Origin of the sequence: Streptomyces angustmyceticus (assembly GCF_040701845.1) — a bacterium.
In the GTDB taxonomy this organism is placed as follows: domain Bacteria; phylum Actinomycetota; class Actinomycetes; order Streptomycetales; family Streptomycetaceae; genus Streptomyces; species Streptomyces angustmyceticus_A.
The window spans coordinates 127376-152838 of record NZ_JBFBHQ010000012.1 but is presented as its reverse complement, the minus strand read 5'-3'; the positions used below and the strand labels follow the sequence as shown (position 1 = coordinate 152838).

At 72.3% G+C, this 25463-nt stretch carries 20 protein-coding genes; 8 read left to right on the top strand and 12 right to left on the bottom strand.

Translation table 11 applies throughout. The annotated features are described in order from the left end of the window. Positions 1-7 precede the first annotated feature (7 nt). Entirely contained in the window at positions 8-1420 is a 1413-nt protein-coding gene (locus tag AB0411_RS24220; protein ID WP_366419380.1) for a sugar porter family MFS transporter, read from the bottom strand. A gap of 5 nt (positions 1421-1425) precedes the next feature. Continuing rightward, positions 1426-2442 carry a zinc-dependent alcohol dehydrogenase family protein gene (locus tag AB0411_RS24215; RefSeq protein ID WP_366419379.1) on the bottom strand — a complete coding sequence of 339 codons (1017 nt, stop codon included), beginning with the start codon at positions 2440-2442 and terminating at the stop codon, positions 1426-1428. A 180-nt stretch (positions 2443-2622) separates the two neighbouring features. Here AB0411_RS24215 and AB0411_RS24210 point away from each other — a divergent pair, with 180 nt between their 5' ends. Further along, on the top strand, positions 2623-3669 hold the full coding sequence (locus tag AB0411_RS24210) for a LacI family DNA-binding transcriptional regulator (protein WP_366419378.1): 1047 nt from the start codon (positions 2623-2625) through the stop codon (positions 3667-3669). Next, positions 3666-4661, top strand: coding sequence for a carbohydrate kinase family protein (locus AB0411_RS24205; RefSeq protein WP_366419377.1), 996 nt, complete (start codon positions 3666-3668; stop codon positions 4659-4661). Before AB0411_RS24210 ends, AB0411_RS24205 begins: the two co-directional genes overlap by 4 nt. 171 nt (positions 4662-4832) lie before the next feature. Here the strand turns inward: AB0411_RS24205 and uvrA are convergent, their stop codons facing one another. Together uvrA and AB0411_RS24195 are read right to left on the bottom strand one after the other, a co-directional pair. After that, positions 4833-7799, bottom strand: a complete 2967-nt coding sequence (gene uvrA / locus AB0411_RS24200) for an excinuclease ABC subunit UvrA (protein WP_366419376.1) — start codon at positions 7797-7799, stop codon at positions 4833-4835. Between the two features lie 265 nt (positions 7800-8064). Continuing rightward, positions 8065-8823, bottom strand: a complete 759-nt coding sequence (locus tag AB0411_RS24195; RefSeq protein WP_366419375.1) for a TetR/AcrR family transcriptional regulator — start codon at positions 8821-8823, stop codon at positions 8065-8067. Between the two features lie 60 nt (positions 8824-8883). Here AB0411_RS24195 and AB0411_RS24190 point away from each other — a divergent pair, with 60 nt between their 5' ends. From AB0411_RS24190 to AB0411_RS24180, 3 genes are all read left to right on the top strand, one after another. Next, positions 8884-10443 (top strand): FAD-dependent monooxygenase, encoded by a 1560-nt coding sequence (locus tag AB0411_RS24190; protein WP_366419374.1) that lies wholly within the window; start codon positions 8884-8886, stop codon positions 10441-10443. A 153-nt stretch (positions 10444-10596) separates the two neighbouring features. Continuing rightward, positions 10597-11340: a maleylpyruvate isomerase family mycothiol-dependent enzyme gene (locus AB0411_RS24185; RefSeq protein WP_366419373.1), complete on the top strand. Its 744-nt coding sequence runs from the start codon at positions 10597-10599 to the stop codon at positions 11338-11340. Between the two features lie 9 nt (positions 11341-11349). After that, positions 11350-12006, top strand: coding sequence for an MBL fold metallo-hydrolase (locus AB0411_RS24180; protein ID WP_366419372.1), 657 nt, complete (start codon positions 11350-11352; stop codon positions 12004-12006). Between the two features lie 123 nt (positions 12007-12129). On the opposite strand, the gene AB0411_RS24175 is transcribed toward AB0411_RS24180, so the two are convergent. The 4 genes from AB0411_RS24175 to uvrB form a co-directional block, all read right to left on the bottom strand. Further along, on the bottom strand, positions 12130-13113 hold the full coding sequence (locus tag AB0411_RS24175; RefSeq protein ID WP_366419371.1) for a TerC family protein: 984 nt from the start codon (positions 13111-13113) through the stop codon (positions 12130-12132). Between the two features lie 218 nt (positions 13114-13331). Next, a complete protein-coding gene (locus tag AB0411_RS24170) occupies positions 13332-15434 on the bottom strand; it encodes a TerD family protein (RefSeq protein ID WP_366419370.1) in 2103 nt (700 codons plus the stop codon). A 114-nt stretch (positions 15435-15548) separates the two neighbouring features. Continuing rightward, positions 15549-16127, bottom strand: coding sequence for a TerD family protein (locus AB0411_RS24165; protein WP_260638248.1), 579 nt, complete (start codon positions 16125-16127; stop codon positions 15549-15551). Between the two features lie 234 nt (positions 16128-16361). Then, entirely contained in the window at positions 16362-18488 is a 2127-nt protein-coding gene (gene uvrB / locus AB0411_RS24160; protein ID WP_366419369.1) for an excinuclease ABC subunit UvrB, read from the bottom strand. Positions 18489-19240: 752 nt separating this feature from the next. Here uvrB and AB0411_RS24155 point away from each other — a divergent pair. The 3 genes from AB0411_RS24155 to AB0411_RS24145 all read left to right on the top strand — a co-directional run bounded on the left by AB0411_RS24155 (position 19241) and on the right by AB0411_RS24145 (position 21398). Then, on the top strand, positions 19241-20125 hold the full coding sequence (locus tag AB0411_RS24155; protein WP_366419368.1) for a glycerophosphodiester phosphodiesterase: 885 nt from the start codon (positions 19241-19243) through the stop codon (positions 20123-20125). An 81-nt stretch (positions 20126-20206) separates the two neighbouring features. Continuing rightward, positions 20207-20803 carry a methylated-DNA--[protein]-cysteine S-methyltransferase gene (locus tag AB0411_RS24150; protein WP_366419398.1) on the top strand — a complete coding sequence of 199 codons (597 nt, stop codon included), beginning with the start codon at positions 20207-20209 and terminating at the stop codon, positions 20801-20803. A 52-nt stretch (positions 20804-20855) separates the two neighbouring features. Beyond that, positions 20856-21398 (top strand): DUF1697 domain-containing protein, encoded by a 543-nt coding sequence (locus tag AB0411_RS24145; RefSeq protein WP_366419367.1) that lies wholly within the window; start codon positions 20856-20858, stop codon positions 21396-21398. Positions 21399-21416: 18 nt separating this feature from the next. On the opposite strand, the gene AB0411_RS24140 is transcribed toward AB0411_RS24145, so the two are convergent. The 4 genes from AB0411_RS24140 to AB0411_RS24125 form a co-directional block, all read right to left on the bottom strand. Beyond that, positions 21417-21878 (bottom strand): type II toxin-antitoxin system PemK/MazF family toxin, encoded by a 462-nt coding sequence (locus AB0411_RS24140; RefSeq protein ID WP_366419366.1) that lies wholly within the window; start codon positions 21876-21878, stop codon positions 21417-21419. Between the two features lie 338 nt (positions 21879-22216). Next, positions 22217-22855 (bottom strand): uridine kinase, encoded by a 639-nt coding sequence (locus AB0411_RS24135; protein WP_366419365.1) that lies wholly within the window; start codon positions 22853-22855, stop codon positions 22217-22219. Between the two features lie 150 nt (positions 22856-23005). Continuing rightward, positions 23006-23935, bottom strand: coding sequence for an IclR family transcriptional regulator domain-containing protein (locus tag AB0411_RS24130; protein ID WP_366419364.1), 930 nt, complete (start codon positions 23933-23935; stop codon positions 23006-23008). A 153-nt stretch (positions 23936-24088) separates the two neighbouring features. Then, positions 24089-25033 carry a quinone oxidoreductase family protein gene (locus AB0411_RS24125; protein ID WP_366419363.1) on the bottom strand — a complete coding sequence of 315 codons (945 nt, stop codon included), beginning with the start codon at positions 25031-25033 and terminating at the stop codon, positions 24089-24091. Between the last annotated feature and the right edge of the window lie 430 nt (positions 25034-25463).

Here is a 25463-nt window from a genome sequence, read left to right as displayed (position 1 = left end):
CATGGCGTCAGTGGTGGGCGGCTCCCGACGATACCGGCACAGACCGTTCCGCTTCCGGCCGGGCCGGGCGCCCGCGCAGCAGGTCCTGCTCGATCTCCTCCAGGCTGCGGCCCTTGGTCTCCGGCAGCAGCCGCTGCACGAAGAGGAACGCCAGCAGGGTCGTCCCGGCGAAGAACAGGAAGTTGATCCCGGCACCCCAGGCCTGCAGCAGCGAGGGGAACACCAGCGCCACGATCATGTTGAACAGCCAGTTGAAGAGCACGCACAGGCCGACCGCGGCCGCCCGGATCCGCATCGGGAACAGCTCGGGCAGCATCACCCACTGCACCGGCCCCCAGGAGATGGCGAACGACGCGATGTAGAGCGCGATCCCCAGGAGGGTGAGCACGGACAGCAGCGCGCCGTAGCCGAGCCCGGAGAGGTTGGTGACGGCCAGCAGCACCATCGCCGCACACATGCCCAGCGCGCCCCACAGCAGCAGCGGCTTGCGCCCCTTGCGGTCGATGAGCCGCATCGCCGGGAGCGTCATCAGCATGTTGAGGAGACCGATGCCGACGTTGGCGAGGATCGCGCCGTCCGAGCCGAAACCGATGTCGGTGAGCAGGGTCGGCGCGTAGTAGATGATCGTGTTGATGCCGACGAAGTTCTGGAAGAGGACCAGCAGCATCCCCACCACGAACACCGGACGCAGCTGCGGCGACAGCAGCCGCCGCAGGGTCAGCGGCTCGCTCTGCGCCCGCTCGGTGCGCTCGGCCCGCTCGATCTCCGCCAGCTCCTCCCCGGCCGCGTCGGCGTCCCCGCGCAGCCGGGTCAGCACCGTACGGGCCTCGTCGGTGCGGCCCTTGCCCACCAGCCAGCGCGGGCTCTCGGGCTGGGTGAGGATGCCCAGCGCCAAAACGGCGGCCGGGATCACGCCGAGGCCGATCATCCAGCGCCAGGCCCCGGCGCCGGCCAGCAGATAGTCGGTGCCGTACGCGACGAAGATGCCGACCGTGACCAGCAGCTGCATCAGGGACGTCAGCCCGCCGCGCAGCTGCTTGGGGGCGAGTTCGGTGAGGTAGAGCGGGACGACGACGGAGGCGATGCCGACGCCGATGCCGATCACGAACCGGGAGGCGATCAGCGAGGCGGGGCCCAAGGCGAAGGAGGCGCCCAGGGTGCCGAGGATGAAGACCCCGGAGGCCGCGAGGATCAGCCGGCGGCGCCCCCAGGAGTCGCCCAGCCGTCCCGAGAGACCCGCGCCGAGCATGGCGCCCACCAGGAGGCCCGAGACGACCAGTCCCTCCAGGAGCGGGGTGAGGGCGATGTCGTTCTTGATGAAGAGCATGGCGCCCGAGATGACTCCGGTGTCATAGCCCCACAGGATGCCGCCGAGGGCCCCGAAGACCCAGATCAGTGCGTTCTTGATGCGTGTGGGCACCGCGCTCAGCCCTTCTGCGGGGCGATGTGGATCTTTTGGCCGGTGCCCGCCCGGAACCGGGCCACCGCCTCGTCGAATGCGTCGAGACCATAGACGTCGCTGACCAGCGAGTCGAGGGCGACGGTGCCGCCGCCCGCGGCGAGCAGGTCGATGGCGGGCTGGAAGCTGTGGTGGACCGCCATCGAACCGATGATGTCGATCTCGTGGTGGTAGACGCGGTACGGCGAGAAGGACGCCGTGCCCGCCGGGTCGGCGACGCCGAACTGCAGGAAGGTGCCGCCGCGGCGGACCCGGCCCAGCCCGTCCTCGATGGCCGCGACGGCGCCGGTCGCATCGACCACGACCTCGAAGCCGGGCGTGCGCCCGAGCCGGTCGGCGCTAGTCACCGCCGCGTCGACCCCGAAGGACTCCGCGAACGCCAGCCGGTCCTCGTTGAGGTCCACGACGGACACCGAGGCGGCCCCCGCGGTCCGTACGAGGGCGGCCATCATCAGGCCCATGGTGCCGGCGCCGTAGATCAGATAGTGCTCACCGGGCCGGCGCGGCAGCCGGTTGAGGCCGTGCACCGCGCAGGACAGCGGCTCGACGAGTCCCGCGGCGGCCTCCGAGAGGCCGTCGGGCAGCACGTAGCAGCAGCGTGCGGGCACGGCGACCAGCTCGGCGAAGCCGCCGGCGCGGGTGACGCCGACCGCGGTGTAGTCCTCGCAGAGATTGCCGCGGCCGATCCGGCAGTAGTGGCAGGCGCCGCACGGCATGTTGGGGTCGACGGCGACCCGTTCCCCGACCGCCCGGCCGGTCACCGCGGCGCCCACCGCCACGATCTCGCCGGTCAGCTCGTGCCCGGGCACCAGCGGATAGACCGCGGCCGGCAGCTCACCGCCGAGCAGGTGCATATCGGTGCCGCACAGCCCGCAGGACGTGACGCGCACGACCACCTCATCGGGCTCCGGGCGGGGGTCGGGCAGCTCGGTGACAGCTGCGCTGCCCCCCTTGCCCGGTGCGGTGACCACGAGAGCGCGCATCGGCGCCTCCTCACGACGTCGTGCGGGATTGCGATGTCGGGAAGGTAGCTTGGGCGTAAACGCTTACGCAAGCGTTTACGCTTCGGGGTGGGTGCTCGTAATGTGGTGGACTTCGCGGGACGCGGCCGTGGGAGGCCGCGGCACCGACGGGGTGCCGCACGCTCGGGGAGGAAGAACCGGATGACGACGATGACGGATGTGGCACGGCGCGCGGGAGTCTCCGTCGCCACGGTGTCGCATGTGCTGAACGACACCCGTCCGGTCCGCCCCGGCACCCGCGCCGCGGTCCTCGGCGCCATCGAGGAGCTCGGCTACACCCACAACACCCTGGCCCGCTCCCTGGTCACCTCCCGCACCCGCTCGATCGGCCTGGCGGTCTCCGCGATCAGCAACCCGTACTTCACCGAGATCCTCCAGGGCGTCGAGGCCGGCGCCCTGGAGGCCGGCTACAGCCTGCTGATTACCGATCCGCACGACGACCCGCAGCACGAGCGCAAGGTCGTCCAGCTGCTGCACGAGCGCCGGGTGGACGGCATGATCGTGGCGCCGTCCGCGGAGCCCGCCGGGCTGGTGGAGTACCTGACCCGCCGCGAGGTGCCCACCGTCTTCCTGGACCGGCTGGTCGGCGACGACCACGACCAGGTGTGCGCCGAGAACACCGGCCCGGTGCGCCAACTGGTCGGGCATCTGACGGAGTCGGGGCACACCCGGATCGGCCTGGTGGCCGGTCTGCCCGGCCTGAGCACGACCACCGAGCGGGTCCAGGGCTACCGCGAGGGACTGCGCGCCGCGGGCCTGCCCTTCGCTCCCGAACTCCTCGCCGGCGGCAACTCCGAGGCGGCGGGCGCCCAGGACGCCACCCGCCATCTCCTGGCCGCCCCCGAACCGCCCACCGCGATCATCACCGCCAACAACGCGATGACCATCGGCACCCTCCGGGCGCTGCGCGACCTCGGCCTGGAGGTGCCCCGCGACATCGCGCTGGCCTGCTTCGACGACTTCTCGTGGGCCGATCTGTTCACCCCGCGGCTGACCGCGATCGCCCAGCCCAGCAAGGACATCGGGGCGGCGGCGGTCCGGCTGCTGCTGGAGCGCCTGGCGGAGCCGGACCGCCCCCCGCGCACCGTCCGTCTCCCCTGCACCTTTGTGCACCGTACGTCGTGCGGCTGCGCCGAACCCGCCGCGGCCGCGCCCCCGGCCGCCCAGGAAAGGAACCCCACCCCGTGATCGTCGTCGCCGGCGAGGCACTGATCGACCTTGTCCCCAGCCCGCAGGACACCTCCCCCTCCGACGGGGGCACCGGGGCCCCCACCGCCGACGGCCGGTTGCCGGCGCTGCTGCCGCGGCGCGGCGGCGGCCCGTACAACACCGCGGTCGCGCTGGGGCGGCTGGGCTCGCCCGCCGCGTTCTGCTCCCGGATCTCGACCGACAGCTTCGGTGAGGCGCTGCTCCAGGGGCTGCACGACGGCGGTGTCGACACCTCCTTGGTGCAGCGCGGCAGCGAGCCGACCACCCTCGCCGTGGCGGACATCAGCGCGGACGGCTCGGCGGGCTACGGCTTCTACGCGGACGGCACCGCCGACCGGCTCTTCACCCTGCCGCCGGCGCTGCCCGCCGCGGCCCGCGCGCTCTCCCTGGGCACCTGCTCGCTCGTCCTGGAGCCCGGCGCGAGCGCGTACGAGTCCCTGCTGCGCCGCGAGGCCCGGCGCGGTGTCTTCACGGCCCTCGACCCCAACATCCGGTCCGGTCTGATCCCGGACCCGGACGCCTACCGGGCCCGTTTCCGTTCCTGGCTCCCCGACGTCGCCCTGCTGAAGCTGTCGGAGGAGGACGCCCTGTGGCTGGCCGGGCCGGACGCCGCGCCGGGTGGCACCGGGGAGTCGGTCACCGCGGCGGCGAAGGACTGGCTGGACGCGGGGCCCGCGGCGATCGTCCTCACCCGTGGGGGCGACGGTCTGACGGTGCTGACACGGGGCGGCGGGGAGGTGACGGTCCCCGGTGAGCGGGTCACCGTCGTCGACACCATCGGGGCCGGCGACACCGTCAACGCCGCGCTGCTGCACCGTCTGGACGCCCACGACGCCCTCTCGTACGCCGCCGTGGCCGCTCTCGGCACCGACGACTGGCGCGACATCCTGCGCTTCGCCGCCCGCGCGGCGGCCGTCACCTGCTCCCGCGCGGGCGCGGAACCGCCGTTCGCCACGGAGTTGGCGGCGTAGGCCGCTGTGACGGTGCCCGCGGCGGAGGCGGCTGAGGCGACCAAGGCGAAGTGGCAGCGGGGCGGGGCCAGGACGGGCGGCCGGGGAACGCCTCCCCGCGGAAAGCAGCGGGCCGCCACCGCTCCCTCGCACGGAGAGCGGTGACGGCCCGGCCGGAGCCGTCCGGCGGTGTCAGGCCTTGCGGGCCCGCGCCGTCGTCTTCTTGGCCGCGGTCTTCTTGGCGGCCGTCTTCTTCGCCGCGGTCTTCTTGGCCGCCGTCTTCTTCGCGGTGGCCCCCACCGGCGCGGCATCGCTGACGCGGTCGCCGAGGATCTCCCGCAGGAACTTGCCGGTGTGGCTGGCCGGGATCGACGCGACGCCCTCGGGAGTGCCCTCGGCGACGACCAGGCCACCGCCGTTGCCGCCTTCGGGGCCCATGTCGACGACCCAGTCCGCCGTCTTGATCACATCGAGGTTGTGCTCGATGACGATCACCGTGTTGCCCTTGTCCACCAGGCCGGACAGCACATTGATCAGCTTGCTGATGTCGTCGAAGTGCAGACCGGTGGTCGGCTCGTCGAGGACGTAGACGGTGCTGCCCGTCGAGCGCTTCTGGAGCTCGCTGGCCAGCTTGACGCGCTGTGCCTCACCGCCGGAGAGCGTCGGCGCGGACTGGCCGAGCCGGACGTACCCGAGACCGACCTCGTTGAGCGTCTTGAGGTGCCGGGCGATGGTGGGCACCGCCTCGAAGAAGCTCAGCGCCTCCTCGATGGGCATGTCCAGCACCTCGGCGATGGACTTGCCCTTGTAGTGGACCTCCAAGGTCTCCCGGTTGTAGCGCGCGCCGTGGCAGACCTCGCACGGCACATACACATCCGGCAGGAAGTTCATCTCGATCTTGATCGTGCCGTCGCCGGAGCAGTTCTCGCAGCGGCCGCCCTTGACGTTGAAGGAGAAGCGCCCCGGCAGGTAGCCGCGGACCTTGGCCTCCATCGTCTCCGCGAAGAGCTTGCGGACGTGGTCGAAGACGCCGGTGTAGGTGGCCGGGTTGGAGCGCGGGGTGCGGCCGATCGGCGACTGGTCGACGTGCACGACCTTGTCCACCAGGTCGTCGCCGGCCACCCGGGTGTGCCGGCCCGGCACCGACTTGGCGCCGTTCAGCTCGCGCGCCAGGTGGGTGTAGAGGATGTCGTTGACCAGCGTCGACTTGCCGGATCCCGAGACGCCGGTGACGGCGGTGAACACCCCGAGGGGGAAGGAGACGTCGATGTCGCGGAGGTTGTTCTCCTTCGCGCCGTGGACCGTCAGCTGCCGCGACGGGTCGGCGGGCCGCCGGACGTCGGGGGTCGCGATGGACTTCTTGCCGGACAGGTACTGGCCGGTGATCGACTCCTTGGTGGCCAGCAGCTGCTTCATCGGGCCGCTGTGCACGACCTTGCCGCCGTGCTCGCCCGCGCCGGGGCCGATGTCCACGACCCAGTCCGCGACCTTGATGGTGTCCTCGTCGTGCTCGACGACGATCAGGGTGTTGCCCATGTCGCGCAGCCGCACCAGGGTCTCGATCAGGCGGTGGTTGTCGCGCTGGTGCAGACCGATCGAGGGCTCGTCGAGGACGTAGAGCACGCCCACCAGACCGGAGCCGATCTGGGTGGCGAGGCGGATGCGCTGGGCCTCGCCGCCGGAGAGGGTGCCGGCCGCGCGGTTCAGCGAGAGGTAGTCCAGGCCGACGTCGACCAGGAACTTCAGCCGCTCGTTGACCTCCTTGAGGACCCGCTCGGCGATCTTCTTCTCGCGGGCGGTGAGCTTCATGTCCCGCAGGAAGTCGGCGCAGTCGCTGATCGACATGGCCGCGACCTCGGCGATCGAGCGCTCCTGGACCGTGACGGCGAGCACGATCGGCTTCAGCCGGGTGCCCTCACAGGTCGGGCAGGGCACCTCGCGCATATAGCCCTCGAAGCGCTCCCGGCTGCTGTCGCTCTCCGCCTCGGAGTGCCGCCGCTTGACGAACGGGACGGCACCCTCGAAGGGGGTGGTGTAGGCCCGCTGGCGGCCGTACCGGTTGCGGTAGCGCACCTCGATCTGGGTCTTGTGGCCGTTCAGCAGGGCCTTCTTGGCGCGGCTGGGCAGCCCGGCCCAGGGGATGTCCGTACGGAAGCCGAGGGCGTCCGCCAGCGCACCGACCAGGCGGCCGAAGTACTCCTTGGTGTGGCCGTGCGACCAGGGGTGGATGGCGCCCTCGTCGAGGGAGCGGTCCTCGTCGGGGACGATCAGCTCGGGGTCGACCTCCATGCGCGTGCCGATGCCGGTGCAGTCCGGGCAGGCGCCGAAGGGGGAGTTGAAGGAGAAGGAGCGGGGCTCCAGCTCCTCGAAGGAGAGGTCGTCGTAGGCGCAGTACAGATGCTCCGAGTACATCCGCTCGCGCTGCGGGTCGTCGGCGTCCAGATCGACGAAGTCGAGGATCACCATGCCGCCGGAGAGCCCGAGAGCGGTCTCGACGGAGTCGGTGAGCCGCCGCTTGGCGGACTCCTTGACCGTGAGGCGGTCGACGACCACCTCGATGGTGTGCTTCTCCTGCTTCTTCAGCTTCGGCGGCTCGGAGAGCTGGATGGTCTCCCCGTCGACCCGGGCCCGGCTGTAGCCCTTGGTCTGGAGGTCGGAGAAGAGATCGACGAACTCGCCCTTGCGCTCACGCACCAGCGGCGAGAGCACCTGGAAACGGCTGCCCTCGGGGAGTTCGAGCACCTTGTCCACGATGGCCTGCGGCGACTGCCGGGCGATCGGCCGCCCGCACTCGGGACAGTGCGGCTTGCCGATACGGGCGAAGAGCAGGCGGAGGTAGTCGTAGACCTCGGTGATCGTGCCGACCGTGGAGCGCGGGTTGCGCGACGTCGACTTCTGGTCGATGGATACCGCGGGGGACAGGCCCTCGATGAAGTCCACATCGGGCTTGTCCATCTGCCCGAGGAACTGCCGGGCATAGGAGGAGAGCGACTCGACATAGCGCCGCTGCCCCTCGGCGAAGATCGTGTCGAAGGCGAGCGAGGACTTGCCCGACCCGGAGAGCCCCGTGAAGACGATGAGGGAGTCGCGGGGGAGGTCGAGCGAGACGTTCTTGAGGTTGTGCTCGCGAGCGCCACGGACGATGAGACGGTCGGCCACGCCGGTCGGCACCTTTCTTGGAGGGGGGCGGAGGGCCGCGGCTCTGCGTCCGCCGCGCGGTGGGTGAGCAGAGGCGACGGAGCGGAGCGGAGCCCCCGCCCCAGGGTATGGGGCCCGCCGCGGCACTTTCTTTGCGATGCCACACACGAGCCTATAGCACGCGCATTCGATTTAGCGGGCTCGCAAGTCCTCTTCACCCGAACGTGTGGCGGCGCCACAATCTTCCCGCCCCGCCACACGCCCGTACGCTGCGGAAACTCTCCCGTCAGACGTCGCGGGCCAGTGCCCGCTCCAGCGCATCGAACGTGCGCCGCAGCACCTCGGCCTGCTCAACGGCCACCTCCTCCACCGGGTCACCCCCGAGCCGCCGGGTCACCGCTTCGACGAAGGCCGCCCGGATCCCCGCGATGATCAGCGCCGCGGCCAGCCGGGCCGCCCGGTCCGGACGCTCCACGTCGCCGCCCGCCGCCTCGGCCAGCAGCCCGGCGAGCGTGTGCTCCATCTCCTCGACCGCCTCGCGCCCCCGGGCGCACAGCGCCGGCGAGTCCAGCACCGTGCGCCAGAAGTGCTCGAACCCCTCCCCCACCGCGGCCAGCGGATGCCGCTCGGCCAGCAGGCCGAGGGTGAGCCGGCGCAGCGCGGCGAGCGGCGTCTCGTCCGCGCCGCGCTCCCGGACGGCGCGGGTGAGCAGCTCCCTCGCCTCGGGGATCCGGTCGAGGAAGAGGTCCTCCTTGCGCGGGAAGTAGTTGAAGACCGTCATCGTGGACACCTCGGCGGCGCGGGCCACCTCGGCGACGGTGACGTTGTCGAAGCCGCGGCGGATGAACAGCAGCGTGGCCTCGCCGGAGATCCGCTGCCGGGTGCGCAGCTTCTTGCGCTCGCGCAGCGTCAGCCGCCCCTCGTCCTCGGTGAAACCGGTCTCCTCCCACCGGCCGCCTGCCGCGCCGTCCGCCGCCGCGCCGGCGCCGCGCCGCCCGCCCTCCGCCATGCCGCCCCTCACACCGTCCGTCACGCCCTCCACCATGGCCGGAATGTTAGCCCTGTTTTTAGTCAGAACAAATTTATAGTGACTACACTTACGTCCATGAAGCATGACGCAGACGTAGTAGTGGCAGGGGGCGGCCCGGTGGGGCTGATGCTCGCCTGCGAGCTCGCTTTGGCGGACGTGTCGGTCGTCGTCCTGGAGCGACTGACCGAAGTGGATACGAAGATCAAGGCAGGGGCGATCAACCACCCCTCTTCCGAGGCTTTTCACCGGCGCGGGATGCTGCCCGCCCTGGCGGCGGCACAGCGCGACGCGTTCGAGAGGTTCGGCGCGTTCCTGCGGCAGCGCCAGGCGGCCGGCGCCACCGCGGTGGAGCGACCACCGAGGTTCGCCGGGCACTTCGCGGGCATCATGCTGCGCGGCGACCTGCTGGACGAGTCCGACCCGGACTTCGAGGACCTCGGGCCCGCCGCCGAGGTCGGCCTCGTACCGCAGGAGGCGCTGGAGCGGCTGCTCGGTGCCCGCGCCGCCGAGCTGGGCGTCGAGCTGCGCCGCGGGGTGACCCTGACCGGCTTCGACGCCGACGAGGACGGGGTGCACGTCCACACCTCCCACGGGTCGCTGCGCACCGGCTGGCTGGCCGGCTGCGACGGCGGCCGCAGCACCGTCCGCCGCCTCGCCGGCTTCCCCTTCCCCGGTACGGACCCGGAGATCACCGGCCATCAGGCCCTCGTGGAGCTGACCGGCGCCGACGCCCTGGGCGCCGGCTGGAACTGGACGGAGACCGGGACGTACGCCCACGGCCCGCTGCCCGGCCGGATCCTCACCGTGGAGTTCGACGGGCCGCCCGCCGACCGCGAAGCACCCGTCACCGCCGAGGAGTTGCAGACCGCCTTGCGGAAGGTGTCGGGGGTCGCGGACGTCACCGTCGACACGGTGCTCTCGGCGACCCGGTTCACGGACCACGCACGGCAGGTGCCCGACTACCGGTCCGGGCGGGTGCTGCTCGCCGGGGACGCGGCGCACGTCCACTCGCCGTTCGGCGGCCAGGGGCTGAATCTCGGCCTCGGCGACGCCATGAACCTCGGCTGGAAACTCGCCGCCACGGTCCGCGGCTGGGCACCGGAGGGGCTGCTCGACACGTACACCGCCGAGCGGCATCCGCTGGGCGCCTGGGTGCTGGAGTGGACCCGGGCCCAAGTGGCGCTGATGCGGCCGGAGTCGCACGCCCGGGCGCTGCGCGGGGTGATCGCCGAACTGACCGGGACGGTCGCCGCCACCACCTTCTTCGCCAAGAAGATCTCCGGGGTCTGGCAGCACTACGACCTGCCCGGCACCCATCCGCTGACCGGCCGCAGCGCACCCGACCTGGAGTTCGCCGACGGCACCCGGCTCGCGGACCATCTGCACGGCGGGCAGGGGCTGTTGCTCGATCTCACCGGGGACGCCGGGGTGGGCGGGCGCGCCACCGGATACGAGGACCGGATACGGGTGCTCCCGGCGCGCTGCCCGGGGCGGCCCGCGCTGGCCGGCCTGCTGGTGCGTCCCGACGGCTGCACCGCCTGGGCGGCGGACTCCCCCGGCGGCCCGGGCACCCCGGACGAGCTGGACGCCGCGCTCCGGCGCTGGTTCGGGACGCCCGCCGCGGCGGCGCTCTGACGCCTCGCCCCCTCGCGGGCGGCGCGGACCGGCGGTTGTCCGCCGTCGTCGTGCGCCGCCCGCTCCGCCCGCGTGCACCACGCTCCGCCCGTGTGCACCCCGATCGGCGCCGGCCCACTCCCGCGCCCGCCCCTACGGCGCTAGCGTCGGACCATGACCCCCACCGCGCCTGACTTCCCGCACGACGTGGCCGCCGTCCGCGAGGCCACCGACCGGCTCCTTACCGCGGTCGGCACACTCGACGACGCGGCGATCGGCGAGCCGTCGCTGCTGCCCGGCTGGACCCGCGGCCACGTCCTGTCCCATCTGGCCCGCAACGCCGACGCCCTGGGCAACCTCCTGACCTGGGCGCGGACCGATGTGCGGACGCCGATGTACGCCGGTCCCGAGGCCCGCGACGCCGATATCGAGCGGGGGGCGGACCGCCCGCTGGCGGCGCATCTGGAGGACCTCAGGGAGTCCGCGGCGCGGTTCGACAAGGCGATGGACGCCCTGCCGCGGGACCGCCGGACCTACCAGGTCGAGATGCGCAACAACGTCGTCGAGCGGGCCGACCGGCTGCCCCTGCGCCGGCTGGCCGAGCTCGAACTCCACCATGTCGACCTCGGCGTGGGCCACACCGTCGAGCAGCTCTCGCCCGCCTTCGTCGACAGCGAACTGGCCTTCCTGGCCACCATCAAGTTCGCCGGCCACCCGGATCTGCCCCCGTTGGAGCTGCGGACCGACGACGGCCGCCGCTGGCGCACCGGCGCACTCGCCACCGGCCCGGGCGCCGGGGACGGCCCCGTGGTGGTGACGGGCTCCGCGACGGCGCTGGTGGGCTGGCTCACCGGGCGCGACGAGGGCGGCAAACTCGACAGTCACGGCTCCGTCCTGCCCGTGGTGCCGCCGCTCTAGAGTGGTCCCATGGGCTACAGCGGAGCAGTGAAGGTCGGCGGACCGGCCGACGTGCACGAGCTGACCGACCTGATGATCTCGAAGGTCGCGGTCGGTCCGATGGACAACAACGCCTATGTGCTGAGGTGCCGGGCGACCGATGAGCAGTTGCTGATCGACGCGGCCGCCGAACCGCACACCCTCCTCTCGCTGATCGGCGACAGCGGCATCGGGTCCGTGGTCACCACGCACCGGCACGGCGACCACTGGGGCGCGCTGCGCGAGGTGGTCGACGCGACGGGTGCGCGGACCTGCGCGGGGCGGTACGACGCCGAGGGCATCCCCGTCCCCACGGACGTGCTGCTCGACGACGGCGACACCCTCACCGTCGGACGGGTCGAGCTGACGGCGCGCCACCTCGTCGGCCACACCCCGGGCAGCATCGCGCTGGTCTACGACGACCCGCACGGCGCCCCTCATCTGTTCACCGGGGACTGCCTGTTCCCCGGGGGCGTCGGCAACACCTTCGGCAGCGCCGAGAACTTCGTCCGCCTGATCGACGACGTGGAGCACAAGCTCTTCGGCCAACTGCCCGACGAGACCTGGGTCTACCCGGGCCACGGCAACGACACCACCCTCGGCGCCGAGCGGCCGCACCTCGCCGAGTGGCGCGGGCGCGGCTGGTAGCGCGGGGAAGGACGGACGCGGCGGCCCGCCAACGCCTTTCGGGGGCGGGCCCGTACGAACGGCGGCGCCCGGTTCCCGCCCCTGAAGGGAGTGGGAACCGGGCGCCGTGTCGTACGTCCGGCCTCAGACGTCGATGCGCTCCTTGGCCGCCGCTTCGGCGGCGGCCTGCTTCTTCGAGGCGCGCAGGCTGGTGAGCGTCGTGACGATCAGGACGGCACAGATGACGCCCAGCGACACCGGAATGCTGATCTCCGGAACGGGCACCCCGGACTCGTGCAGGGCGTGCAGCACCAACTTCACACCGATGAACCCGAGGATCACCGACAGGCCGTACGAGAGGTGGACCAGCTTCTTGAGCAGTCCGCCGATCAGGAAGTACAGCTGCCGCAGACCCATCAGGGCGAAGGCGTTGGCGGTGAAGACGATGTACGGGTCCTGGGTCAGGCCGAAGATCGCCGGGATGGAGTCCAGGGCGAAGAGGACGTCGGTGGTGCCGATCGCCAGCATCACGATCAGCATCGGCGTCATCAGCCGCTTGCCGTTCTCGACCACGAACAGCTTGGTGCCGTGGTACTTGTCGGTCGACGGGAAGCGCTTCTCGACCATCTTGAGGAAGCGGTTCTCCTCGAACTCCTCGTCCTCCTCCTCGGCCCGGGCCTCCTTGATCAGCTTCCATGCGGTCCAGATGAGGAACGCACCGAACAGGTAGAACACCCAGGAGAAGTTGGCGATGATCGCGGCGCCCGCGCCGATGAAGCCGGCCCGCAGCACCAGCGCGATCAGCACACCCACCATCAGCACCCGCTGCTGGTAGATCGTCGGGACCGCGAACTTCGCCATGATCAGGACGAAGACGAAGAGGTTGTCGACGCTCAGGGACTTCTCGGTGATGAAGCCCGCGAAGAACTCACCGGCCGGTGCGGCGCCGCCGAACAGCAGCAGCCCGAGGCCGAAGAGCGCGGCCAGCGTGATCCAGACACCGGTCCAGATTCCGGCCTCCTTGAGGGAGACCTCGTGCGGTTTGCGGCCGCCGATGAAGAAATCGGCGGCGATCAGGGCGCACAGACCAAGGATGGTCAGGGCCCACAGGGTCGGGGAAACGTCCACTGCTCCTCCGGCAGAGTCGTACGGCACTTACAGCGTCGTCGCTGCCGGAGGTCTCTTCCGCCCCGTTCCGCCGGATGGGGGAACGGGACCGACGCCCCGGGATCTCGTCACACTCGCAATCCGTGATGACGGGTACGTCGCAGCGGGAATACTCCCCTCCGCACCAAGAAGCGTAAAGGAAGGACAATGAATAGTAAAGAAATAGGCAAAACACCTGGTCAGGATGCCCGGCGGGCAGCCGCGACCCGGCCCAGCACCTGACGCACCACCTGGCTCCCCTCCGGGACGAGCGAGGGCTCGTACGTCCAGGCATGACCGACCCAGGGGTCGGCGAGATGCGCGTCGGGGACCGGGGTGATCCGCAGCAGCGAGCGCCACAGCGGGTCCAGGACCGGGCCGTACTCCAGGGTCCGGGCGCGGTCGGCGACCATCAGCAGATGCACGCCGACGGCCGGCCCCTCGTCGGCGAGGTAGCGGAGCCGGGTGAGGGCCCGGTCGTCGAAGCCGTGCGGGAAGTCGTGCACGATCAGCAGCTGGTCGGCGGTGTCGAGATCCGGCGGGAGGGAGTCCGCCGCACGGTGGCGCACCGCCATCTGGACGAGTTCCACCCGGCGGGTCAGCATCTCCAGCACCGCGGCCACGCCCTGGGCGCCGGGCATCGGTGCGGCGGCCAGCGCACCGCTCTCCACCAGCGGCGCGAGGGCGGGCGCCGCGGTACCGCCCGGGTCGATGACCTGGACCGCGAAGTCCCCCGCGGGGTGCACGGCGAGCAGCCGGGCGGCGATCGCCACGGCCGCCTCCATGGCCAGCCGGCGCACATCGGGCTCGTCGGGAGCCCCGTCCGTGAGCGCGCTGCCCAGCTCCCGCCGGGTGACGTCGCGCCCGGGGGCGGGGCTCCCGGGGTGGGCGTCGGTCCCGCTGTCGATCCACAGCCCGCGCTCCAGGGGGAGGCGGACGAGCATGGGAATGCGCAGGTCCAGGACTTCCGGGAGGTGCAGATCGCCCAGGCGCAGCGCCATCGGACGCTCCAGCGGGACGTGGTAGCCCTGCCAGACGGGGTTGTCCCAGCGGGCGAAGGCGGGCGGCAGGGCGGGCTCGACGACCGCCGACTCGGCCGCGAGCTGGGCGAGGTCACGGTCGAGGGCGGCGCGGGCCTGGGCCACGAGGGCGGCGTGCTTGTCGCGCGCGGTGGCGCGGGCGGCGTCGGCGGCCGTGCCGAGGCGGTGGCGCGGGTCGGACAGGGCCTGGTCGAGCTCCTGCTCCATACGGGACTCGGCGAAGCCGGACGCGCTGCGGTAGGCCGCGACCGAGCGGGCGAGGTCCTCGAACATCCCCCAGACCTGGTTGTAGAGCCGCTCCTCCATGGTCCAGCCGGCGGCGTCACCGGCCACGGGCGCCGGGGGGCCGCCGGGCGCCCCGGTGCTGCCGTGGGGCGCGGAAGCGGACGCGGTCGGTGCCGGGGCGGCGTCGGCCGGGGCGGAGACGGCCGGGGCGGAGACGGCCGGGGCCGGGGCGGAGACGGGGGTGCTGCGGCGCTTGGGGTGCTGGTAGTCGATGCGGGCGCCGGAGGCGGGGGGTGACGCGTCGGTGCCGGTGCCGGTGCCGGTGCCGGTGCCGGTGCCGGTGCCGGTGCCGGTGCCGGTGCCGGTGCCGGTTGCGGAGGGTGCCGGGGCGTCGGATGCGGGAGGGTGTGCGGGAGCCGGCCGGTCCGCCGCGGGTCGTTCGGACCGGCTCGCCGCCACGGGGGCGGGCGAGGGCACCGCGCGGGCCTGTCCCCGGCCGACCGCGTCCTCGATCTCCGCGGCCAGCTCCGCCGCCTGCGGCAGGCCCTGGTCGTGCAGCATCGCCGTGAGGCCACCGGCGTAGCCCTGGCCCACGGCGCGCACCTTCCAGGCGCCCTGCCGGCGGTAGAGCTCCACGGCGACGACCGCGGACTCGCCGCCCAGACCGGTGACGGTGTAGTGGGCGATGCCGGTGCCGTCGAGGGCGGTGACCGTGACGGAGGGCGCGGCGCACGCCCCGAAGGCGGTCACGGCGCCGATGCCGCTGGGCAGCGCCAGCAGCACGCTCACCCGGTGGACGGCCGCGGGCAGCGCGTCGAGATCCACCGCGAGGCGGTGCTCGGCGGCCGCCTGGCGGGGAACCTCGATGCCGGTGCGCCGGGGCGCGCCCGGGTGGGCCACCGCCTCGGCGCCGGCGAGCCTGCCCTGCTCGTCGCCGAGGGCGACCCCGGCCATGACGGCGGAGCCCGCCGTCACCCGGATCTCCACCCGGCTCCGGTCCAGTGGATGGTTCTGCCCCCGGACCAGCTCGGCCGTCATCGTTGTTCCCCCTGTGGTGGTGGCGTGCCCGGGCCCTACCCGGGCACGGGCCCCGGGGTCCGGCGGCGCGGCCCGGTGCGCGCTGCCGCGACGGTGGTGGTGCGACGGCGGTGGTTACAGGTGCGGCAGGATCGCCGGCACCAGGTCCTGGAACGTGCGGCCGACGGAGGGTTCGCCGATGGCGGTCATCTGCCAGCCGTTGCCGACGCGGTGCACCTTGGACATGACCTGCGCGGTGTAGTTGCCGCCGCCGGTGAGGGTGTAGCGGGCCAGCTCCTGGCCCGTGGTCTCGTCCACCAGGCGGCAGAAGGCGTCCTGCACCTCGGCGAACGTCTGGCCGGTGAAGGAGTTGACGGTGAACACGATCTGGTCGATGTGCACCGGCACCCGCGCCAGGTCGACCAGGATCGCCTCGTCGTCGCCGCCCTGGCCCGCGCCGCCGACCAGGTTGTCGCCGGTGTGCCGGACCGCGCCGTCGTCGCTGACCAGGTGCTGGAAGAAGACGACGTCTATCGGCTTCTTGTCGGCGAACAGCACCGCCGAGGCGTCGAGGTCGATCTCGCTGGTCCGCCTGCCGAACAGGCCGCGGCGCGGCGCCGAGCGCCACCCCAGCCCCATCCGCACCGCGGTCAGGTTTCCTCCGTCGGACTTCTGCAGGCTGATGCCCTGTCCCTTGGACAAGTTGACCGTCACGCGCCGTCCCCTCTCTGTACTGTCCCCGCCCAGCTCTCCGGCGGCCCCTTCGACCCTATGCACGACGCCGGGCCGGGGAGGCATCGGACCCGCGTTTTGTGGCGCTTCTGCAACACACCGGGCACCGCCGGACACACCCCGCCCACGTGCGGCGATACCGCACCGGGGCGAGGGCGGTCCGCCCCGGCGGACCGTCGCGCGCCGCCCCGGCCCCTCGGCCGCTGCCGTTCCCCCCTACTTCACCCCGGCCTCCCTCATTTGCCGCAGCTCCTTCTTCAGTTCGCCCACCTCGTCGCGCAGTCGGGCGGCGACCTCGAACTGCAGCTCGGCCGCGGCGGCCCGCATCCGCTCCGTCATCTCCTCGATGAGCTCGGCCAGTTCGGCGGCGGGACGGTCCGTCAGCACCTCCGCCTTGCCGCCCTTGCCCTTCGCGGCCTTGCCGCCGAGCGCCGGGACCGGCGCCTTGCCCTGGGTCTCCTTCTCGGTGCCCTTGCGGTACCCCGTGCCCAGCAGCTCCTGGGTGTCGATCTCCTCGCGGGCGATGGTGGCGACGATGTCGCCGATCTTCTTGCGGAGCGGCTGCGGGTCGATGCCGTTCTCCTTGTTGTACGCCAGCTGCTTGTCCCGGCGGCGGTTGGTCTCGTCGATGGCCTTCGCCATCGCCGGGGTGACCTTGTCGGCGTACATGTGCACCTGGCCGGAGACGTTGCGCGCCGCACGTCCGATGGTCTGGATGAGCGCCGAACCGGACCGCAGGAACCCTTCCTTGTCGGCGTCCAGGATGGCCACCAGGGAGACCTCGGGCAGGTCCAGGCCCTCACGCAGCAGGTTGATGCCCACCAGGACGTCGTACTCACCCGATCGCAGCTCGCGCAGCAGCTCCACCCGGCGCAGGGTGTCCACGTCGCTGTGCAGATAGCGGACCTGGATGCCGAGCTCCAGGAAGTAGTCGGTGAGGTCCTCGGCCATCTTCTTGGTGAGGGTGGTGACCAGGATGCGCTCGTCCTTGTCCGTGCGCGTACGGATCTCGTGCACCAGGTCGTCGATCTGCCCGTCGGTGGGCTTGACCACCACTTCCGGGTCGACCAGACCGGTCGGCCGGATGATCTGCTCCACGAACCCGTCGCCCCTGGCGAGCTCGTACGGCCCCGGGGTCGCGGACAGATAGACGGTCTGGCCGATGCGCCCCAGGAACTCTTCCCACTTCAGCGGCCGGTTGTCCATGGCGGACGGCAGCCGGAAGCCGTGCTCGACGAGGGTGCGCTTGCGGGAGGCGTCGCCCTCGTACATGGCACCGATCTGCGGGACCGTGACATGCGACTCGTCGATGACCAGGACGAAGTCGTCCGGGAAGTAGTCGAGGAGGGTGTTGGGCGCGGAGCCGGGCTCGCGGCCGTCCATGTGCATCGAATAGTTCTCGATGCCGGAGCAGGAGCCGATCTGACGCATCATCTCGATGTCGTAGGTGGTGCGCATCCGCAGCCGCTGGGCCTCCAGGTGCTTGCCCTGCTTCTCCATCGTGGCGAGGCTGTCCGCGAGCTCGGCCTCGATCCCGGCGATGGCCCGCTCCATGCGCTCGGGGCCCGCGATGTAGTGGCTGGCCGGGAAGATGTACAGCTCCTGGTCGTCGCTGATGACCTCGCCGGTGAGCGGATGGAGAGTGGACAGCGCCTCGATCTCGTCGCCGAACATCTCGATCCGCACGGCCAGCTCTTCGTACACCGGGAAGATCTCGATGGTGTCGCCGCGCACCCGGAAGGTGCCGCGGGTGAAGGCCACGTCGTTGCGCGTGTACTGGATGTCGACGAAGCGGCGCAGCAGGGCGTCCCGGTCGAACTCGTCGCCGACCTTCAGCGGCACCATCCGGTCGACGTACTCCTGCGGCGTACCGAGGCCGTAGATGCAGGACACCGAGGCGACCACCACGACATCACGCCGGGTGAGCAGCGAATTCGTCGCGGAGTGCCGCAGCCGCTCGACCTCCTCGTTGATGGAGGAGTCCTTCTCGATGTACGTATCGGACTGCGGGACGTACGCCTCGGGCTGGTAGTAGTCGTAGTAGGAGACGAAGTACTCGACGGCGTTGTTGGGCAGCAGCTCGCGGAATTCGTTGGCGAGCTGGGCCGCGAGCGTCTTGTTGGGCGCCAGGACGAGCGTCGGGCGCTGCAGCTTCTCGATCATCCACGCGGTGGTCGCCGACTTGCCGGTGCCGGTCGCGCCGAGCAGGACGACGTCCTTTTCACCCCCGCGGATACGCCGCTCGAGTTCGGCGATGGCCGTGGGCTGGTCGCCGCTGGGCTGGAAGGGGCTGACGACCTCGAAAGGCGCCACCGTGCGTTCGATGCTTGATACGGGCCGCATGGGATCCACCGTACGACTCGGCACTGACAATCGACGCCGCAAGCACTCTGAGCTGCGGTTTCGGTTGGTGAGCCCGTAGCTGCGGGCGGGCGGCCGCGGTGGCCGGCGGGTTGCCGGACCACGGGCGCCGGACCACGGGCGCCGGACGGCGGGGGCAGGGAGTGCCGGTCGGCCGGCGGCCCGGGGCACGGGCGGCACGGGAACAGGGAACGGCGGGCCGGCGGGGCAGCCGGCGGTGGACGCGGTGGGCGGTGGACCCGACGGCGGGCGCGCTCCTCGGGCAGCGGGCGGCGCCGAGGCCGGGACGCCACGGGGAGCGGTGCCCGCACGTGCAGGGACCGCACGGGAGCGCCGTCGGTCTCCCCCTCCGGATCCGGACGGGGCCCGTGCTGCGACGCGCCGGGCGAGGAGTCGGCCGACCGGCCGGACGAGGACCCGGCCAGGTGGCGTGCCCTTCTGCTGGCCCATCAAAACCGTTCAGACGCACGAGGGGTGACGCATCATCGGCCAAGATGCGCGGATGCCGTGGCTCCGGCAAGTTGGACGGCGTCGGAGCGTACGTCTGTAGCACGGCTGATCCGGGCATCCTGCAACTGCGCGTCGCTCCACAACGGAAACCGGCCACCTCTCGTTCAGCGCCCGGAAACCACACGACCGCCTCCCGCTACGGCCCGGCTGCGAGCCTCTGTCCGTCCGACCCGGTTCACGTCACTTCACGTCAGCTCACGTCCACGACGTCACGAGGAGTCCGTATGCGTATCCGCCCCGTCGCCACCGTTGTCGCCGGTGCGCTCATGGGTCTGTCCACGCTCGCCCTCTCCACGCCCGTCGCCCAGGCGGCTCCGTCCGGACGCTCTCCGGTGACGGTCGCCCACCGCGGCGCCTCGTCGTACGCACCCGAGAACACTCTCGCCTCGATCGACGCGGCCGAGCGGCTGGGCTTCGAGTGGGTCGAGAACGACGTCCAGCGCACCAAGGACGGCGAGCTGGTCATCCTCCATGACAACTCGCTCGCCCGGACGACCAACGTGGAGCAGGTCTTTCCCGGACGCTCCCCGTGGAACGTAGCGGACTTCACGCTGAAGGAGATCGAGAAGCTGGACGCGGGCGGCTGGTTCGGACCGAAGTTCCGCGGGGAGCGGGTGCCGACCCTCGAGGACTACATGGACGAGGTCGAGAACAACGACCAGAGCCTGCTGATGGAGCTGAAATCGCCGGAGCTCTACCCGGGGATCGAGCGGCAGACCCTCGCCGAGCTGCGCCGCGCGGGCTGGCTGGACCGGACCCACGTCAAGCGCCATCTGATCATCCAGAGCTTCAACGCCGACGCCATCAAGACGGTGCACCGCCTGCGGCCGGACGTCAAGACGGGCTTCCTCGGCAATCCGTCCGTCGCCGACCTCCCGAAGTTCGCCAAGTACTGCGACCAGATCAACCCCGTCCACACGGCGGTCACCCCGGAGTACGTCGCCGCCGTGCACGGTCTGAAGGGCCCGCACCGCCGGCCGCTGGACCTGTACACCTGGACCGTCGACGACCCGGCCACCGCGGTCAAGGTCGCCGCTCTGGGCGTCGACGGCATCATCACCAACAAGCCGGACGTGGTGCGCGACGCGCTGGGCGGCAACGACGACTGAGCCCGCGGCCGGCGGGGGGACGGGGGCGGCCGGTCCGTTCCCCGCCGCATTGTCAGTGGTGCCTCCTACCCTGATCAGGTGATGCATTCCGAGCAGGATTCCCGCCCGGCGGCGGCGCCGGACGCCGCACCCGCGGCAGCGGCGGCGGCCCGGCGCGACTGGGCCCGGGCGCGACTGGATACCCCGATCGGCCCGCTGCTGCTCGCCGCGACCGAGGAGGGCCTGGTCCGGGTCGTCTTCCATGCCGACGAGCGGACCGCCCGCCGTGAGCTGACCCGTCTGGAGCAGTACTTCGGCGGGCCGCCGCGGGCCGCGCTCCCCCCTCTGGCGACGGCCGCGGCCGAGCTCACCGCCTATTTCGCCGGAGAGCTGCGGTCCTTCACCGTCCCGCTGGACTGGTCGCTGTCCTCCGGCTTCTCCGCACGGGTCCTGCAGGCGCTGGCCGCCGGGGTCCCCTACGGCAGCGTCGTGGGCTATCAGGACCTCGCCGACCGGGTCGGGGAGCCGGGCGCGGCCCGCGCGGTGGGCGCCGCCATGGGCTCCAATCCGCTCCCGGTCGTCGTCCCGTGCCACCGCGTCGTGGCCAGTGACGGCGGCATCGGCGGCTTCGGCGGCGGGCTGGAGACCAAACGTGCCCTGCTGGCCCTCGAAGGGGTACTGCCCGCTCCGCTCTTCTGATCCCGACCGTCGTCCGCCCTCACCGAGGCCGGCCCCTACGAACGGCAGCACCATGTCCCGTCAGATCGCTCTGCTCCGCGGCATCAATGTCGGCGGCCACAACTCCTTCCCCAAGGCGAAGCAGCTGGAGCTGGCCCAGTCCCTGGGGTACCAGGACGTCTCGGTCCTCCTGCAGACCGGCAACATCGTCTTCGCCGACCCCGGTACGCCGCCGTCCGAGACCGCCCGGGTGATCCACGAGCGGATCACCGTCGACCTGGGCCTGACGGTGCCGGTCGTCGTCCGGACCCGCGACGAGCTGGCCGCCGTCGTCGCCGCGAACCCGTTTCCCCTGGCCGCGCCGGAGCCCAAGAGCCTGCACGTCACGTTCCTGTCGGCGGAGCCGGCCGACACCTCCCGGCTGGATGCGCTCGACCCGGCCGCGTTCGCGCCCGACCAGTACCGGCTGATCGGGCGCGAACTGTATCTGTGGTGCCCGGGCGGCATCGGCCGCTCCAGGCTCGCCGAGGCGGTGGGCCGTGCCCGTCTCGGGGTGACGGCCACCGCCCGCAACTGGAACACCGTCACCAAGCTCCTGGCCCTGGCCGACGCCTGAGGCCCGGGACTGGGGCGGTCAGCGCCAGCCGTAGCGCTCGCGCAGCCGGTTGACGACGAGGTTGAAGCGGCCCCGGTCCAGCGCGCAGGCCTCGCGCCGCATCCCGGCCGGGTGCACCCGCAGCACCCGGTCCACGGCCACCCACGAGTCGCGCCCCGCGCGGTCCCACGGGCCCGTCCCGAGGGGGACCCACTCCCGGTCGTTGTTGTGCCGCTTGCTGGACAGCTGCACGGCCAGCAGCGTCCCGCCGGTCTCCCGGGCGACGACCAGCACGGGGCGGTCCTTGCCCCGGCCGTCGTTCTCCTCGTAGGGCACCCAGGTCCATACGATCTCGCCGGGATCCGGGTCGCCGTCGGGGTCGGGCGCGTAGGACATCGTCACGGTGCCGACGGACCGCGGCCGGGCCTCGACGGTCGCGGTGGGCCCCTGGCTGCCGGGCAGCGCTTCGGGCTCGTCGGATGCAGGGAATGAAGTGCTCACGGGCCCACGCTAACCTCCGCCGCCGGCACGGCGATCAGCGGTCTCGCCAGGCGGTCCGGGACCGGTTGTCAGTGGTCGGCCGTACGGTTTTTCCAGCGGGGGACGGCCGCGGGGGCCGCCCGGGGAGGGGTCGCCATGGCCGGAAGCACGAGATACCTGAGGCCGCGTCAAGAGGGCGGCGGTGCCGACCGGTTACCCGAGATGACGGTGCGGGACTCGGGTCTTCTCGCGCGGTCGGCCGCCGATGAACTGCCGGTGGCCGCAGGCAGGTTCCCCCGCATACGCGGCGAGATCCGGCAGTTCGTCCCTCAAGGCCGGACGGGCGGGCCGCCCCGTCGTCAGGGCAGACCGCTCCAGGCCGGCCTGCGGGGATCGTCGGCCCGTACGACCACATCCGCCGCCTCCTCGGGCCGGGTCTCGGCCTCGTAGCGCGCGAAGGCGGACAGGGTCCAGCGCTCGCCCTGCGGGGTGCGGCGGGCGAGGGCGGCCGGCGACAGCTTCAGGTGCACGGACAGATCGAAGGGGAACCAGTGGCCGAGCAGCAGAGGGCCGTGCAGCAGCAGGACGCCGCCGGGCGGCAGCTCCGTGTACGCGCTGCGCGTGGCCCGGTCCGCCACCGGGTCCCAGAGGTCCGGCAGTACGCGGCCGCTGCCGCCCGGGTCCAGCGGCTGGAACACCTCGCGCCACAGGGCCTGCCGGTCGAACCATTCGTCGTGGAAGGCGTCGGGGTCCTCCCGGCCGTATTCGAGCCGCAGCGATGCGGGGCGCAGGAAACCGAAGGCGCCGGCCCGGTGCACCGCCCGCCCCCGGAGCCGCAGCGCCTCGGCGAGCCGGCCGGCGAGCGCGCCGGGGGCGGCTGCGGGCGCCCCGTCGAGGGCCACGCGCAGCCAGGGGCCCCCGTCCTTCGCCGGCATCGTGGCGATGCGTTCGGCGAGCGCGTCGGTGAGCCGTTCCCAGGTGATCGCTTCGAGCCGCACCCCGCCATTCTGCCCGGCCGGGCCGGTGCGGGACGTCCCGCACCGGTCCGCGAGCAGGCGGCTCCCGTGGCAGCTGAGGGGTTACGGCCCGGTGCGGCCGCTGCTGCCCCGCGGGAGAGGCGGAGCGGGCCGGCGGCCGGCGGCCGTGGTTCAGGCCTGGTCAGCGGACGGCCGGGCGGCTCCGTAGCGGCTGAGTTCGGCCGCCGCCTCCTTCGTCGCCTCGATCACGCCGTCGGGGGCCACCGGCATCACGGACTTGAGCTTGAGGAGCAGCACCGCTCCCATGATGGAGCCGTCCCACATGATCGGCGCCGCGCAGGAGTTCCAGCCGGCCATGCACTCCTCGTAGCCGAGCGCGTGTCCGAGGTCGCGCACTTCGGCCAGGGACGCCACGAGCGCGTCGTTGTCCCGGTAGACGCCGGGCCCCGCCTGTTCGGGGACGGGCTCGGCCAGCACCCGCTGCTGGAGCACCTCCGGCAGGTAGGCGAGGATCGTCCGCCCGGAGGCACCGGTGCGCAGCGAACGCGTCACGGACAGCACATCACGCGGCGTCATCCCCAGCTCCGCGAGGTCGGAGTCGCCGACGGCCATGTCGATGCACTGCCGTTGCGCGCCGGAGAAGGGCGCCACCATGTAGAGGAACGCCAGCCCGCCGTCGGTGGCCTGCCGCAGGTCGCGCAGCACCGTCTGCGAGGCGGCGCCGTCGAGGCGGTGGTCGAGGGCGGTGAAGGCGAGTTGGGCGGCGGAGGTCCGCAGCCGGTAGAGGCCGCGGTCCACCCGCTCGAAGATGCGCTGGTAGATGCCGGACTGCAGGATGCGGTAGACGACGGAGTCGTCCAGGCCGGTGAACTCCGCGATCTCACCGGGCCCGTGGGCGGAACCGCCCAGCTCGGCGAACGCCGTCTGGACGAGGAAGACCCGCTCGGCATGGCCGGATCCCGATGGCCGGGAGCCCGCGGACGCCGTGGCCTTGGGCTCCTGACGCGTCTTCTTCGAGCGGCCCGCGGTACGCGGCGTCACGCCGGTGGCGGTCGCGTCGGCGGAGGCCGGCGATCCCGTGGCCGTGGTGCTGTTGCCCATCGTGTGCTCTCTCCCCTGGCAGTGGTGGGCGCCCTGAGGCGCGGGGCAGGTGCGCTGCGGGCCGGCACCCCCGCGGCCCGTGGTTCCCGGCGGCCGGTCCCCGGGTGCGCTCCCGCAGCCGTGGTGGCCGTGCGGCGCCCCGGGCCACCGCCATTATCGGGCGGCGTCGAGGGCCAGTTTCCCGGTCGGGGTGCGGGCGGCCAGGTCGTGGTGCGCCCGGGCCGCCTCGCCGAGTGCGTACGCCGCGCCGGTCCGCGGCTCGAGGGTGCCGTCGGCGACCGCGTCGAACAGCGCCCGCATGGACGTCGGCAGCGCCGTGCGGTCCGCGTAGAGCTGCGGCAGCCAGAAGCCCGAGACGGTGATGCTGCGCGCCATCAGCTCCCGGGTCGGCACGCTCGCCAGGTCGCCGCCGGCGAACCCGTAGACGGCGAGCCGGCCGCGCGGTGCGACGGCGGCGAGGGTCCGCTCGAAGGTGACCCCGCCCGTCATCTCCAGCGCCGCCGCGACGGGGCCGCCGGCCGCGTCCAGGATGCGCTCGGTCAGATCCTCGGCGGTCGAGTCGACGACCGCGTGGGCGCCCAGCTCCTCGGCCAGCTTTCGCTTTTCCGGGGAGCCCGCGAGGCCGATGACCTTGGCGCCGGCGTGCGCGGCGAGCTGGACGGCCAGCGACCCGACGCCGCCCGCCGCGGCCGGTACGACGACGGTCTCCCCCGCGGTGAGGCGCAGCGAGGTGAACAGCAGATGCCAGGCGCTGTTGCCCTGCAGGGCCAGCGCGACGGCCTGTTCGTCACTGATGGCGTCGGGGACGTCCCAGGTCACGCGGCGGTGCAGCAGGGTCCGTTCCGCGTATCCGCCGCCGCGGCACAGCCCGACGACGCGCCGGCCGCCGTCCACCGTCCCCACGACCTCGTTCCCGGGGACGTACGGCAGCTCGACGGGCGCGAGGTAGGAGTCCCCCCGTACATGCACATCGGCGTAGTTGACACCGGCCAGGGACACTTCGACGAGCGAGTGGCCGGCGCGGGGTGCGGGCTCGGGGACGTCTTCGAGCCGCAGCACGTCCGGGCCGCCGAATTCTCGCATCACAATCGCGCGCACGACTCTCCCTCTGGTTCTCCTGTGCGGTGCCCGCACAGGGTAGGCAGGCCGGCCGTCCGGGCGTCCTCGTCCGATCATTTCGCGCCAACCCTGCGGGACTTCGCGCGTCACCACCCCTCTTCTCGCGAAATTTTCCCGTCCGCTTTCTCGCGTCACGAGAAAACCCCGCTGTGGTTTCCGCCCATTGCGCCGTTTTGCTGCAGATCTACCCATCGGTATCCCGGGGGTGGCCACCACGCGTCTCTCGCTCAAACCTGGCTGTCGGTTGTGATCGCCGCCGCCTACGATCCGGAAGGGTGTCCGCCGTTGGCCGGAGGCGACGGCCGCGTCCCCCGGGGCAGCACGCATGGTGCACGGCAGTGGTGCTCGCCCGCCCCACCCGGAGATACGGGCGGGCGGCGGAGGAGGACGCGGCGGTGCGCGGCGCGGG

Excerpts from the sequence above, each read along its gene's own strand:
- AB0411_RS24190 (WP_366419374.1), top strand. The coding sequence starts at position 8,884 with ATGAAGCATGACGCAGACGTAGTAGTGGCAGGGGGCGGCCCGGTGGGG.
- AB0411_RS24215 (WP_366419379.1), bottom strand. The coding sequence starts at position 2,442 with ATGCGCGCTCTCGTGGTCACCGCACCGGGCAAGGGGGGCAGCGCAGCT.
- AB0411_RS24185 (WP_366419373.1), top strand. The coding sequence starts at position 10,597 with ATGACCCCCACCGCGCCTGACTTCCCGCACGACGTGGCCGCCGTCCGC.
- AB0411_RS24210 (WP_366419378.1), top strand. The coding sequence starts at position 2,623 with ATGACGACGATGACGGATGTGGCACGGCGCGCGGGAGTCTCCGTCGCC.
- AB0411_RS24155 (WP_366419368.1), top strand. The coding sequence starts at position 19,241 with ATGCGTATCCGCCCCGTCGCCACCGTTGTCGCCGGTGCGCTCATGGGT.
- AB0411_RS24170 (WP_366419370.1), bottom strand. The coding sequence starts at position 15,434 with ATGACGGCCGAGCTGGTCCGGGGGCAGAACCATCCACTGGACCGGAGC.
- AB0411_RS24180 (WP_366419372.1), top strand. The coding sequence starts at position 11,350 with ATGGGCTACAGCGGAGCAGTGAAGGTCGGCGGACCGGCCGACGTGCAC.
- uvrB (WP_366419369.1), bottom strand. The coding sequence starts at position 18,488 with ATGCGGCCCGTATCAAGCATCGAACGCACGGTGGCGCCTTTCGAGGTC.
- AB0411_RS24145 (WP_366419367.1), top strand. The coding sequence starts at position 20,856 with ATGTCCCGTCAGATCGCTCTGCTCCGCGGCATCAATGTCGGCGGCCAC.
- AB0411_RS24150 (WP_366419398.1), top strand. The coding sequence starts at position 20,207 with ATGCATTCCGAGCAGGATTCCCGCCCGGCGGCGGCGCCGGACGCCGCA.
- AB0411_RS24130 (WP_366419364.1), bottom strand. The coding sequence starts at position 23,935 with ATGGGCAACAGCACCACGGCCACGGGATCGCCGGCCTCCGCCGACGCG.
- AB0411_RS24195 (WP_366419375.1), bottom strand. The coding sequence starts at position 8,823 with ATGGTGGAGGGCGTGACGGACGGTGTGAGGGGCGGCATGGCGGAGGGC.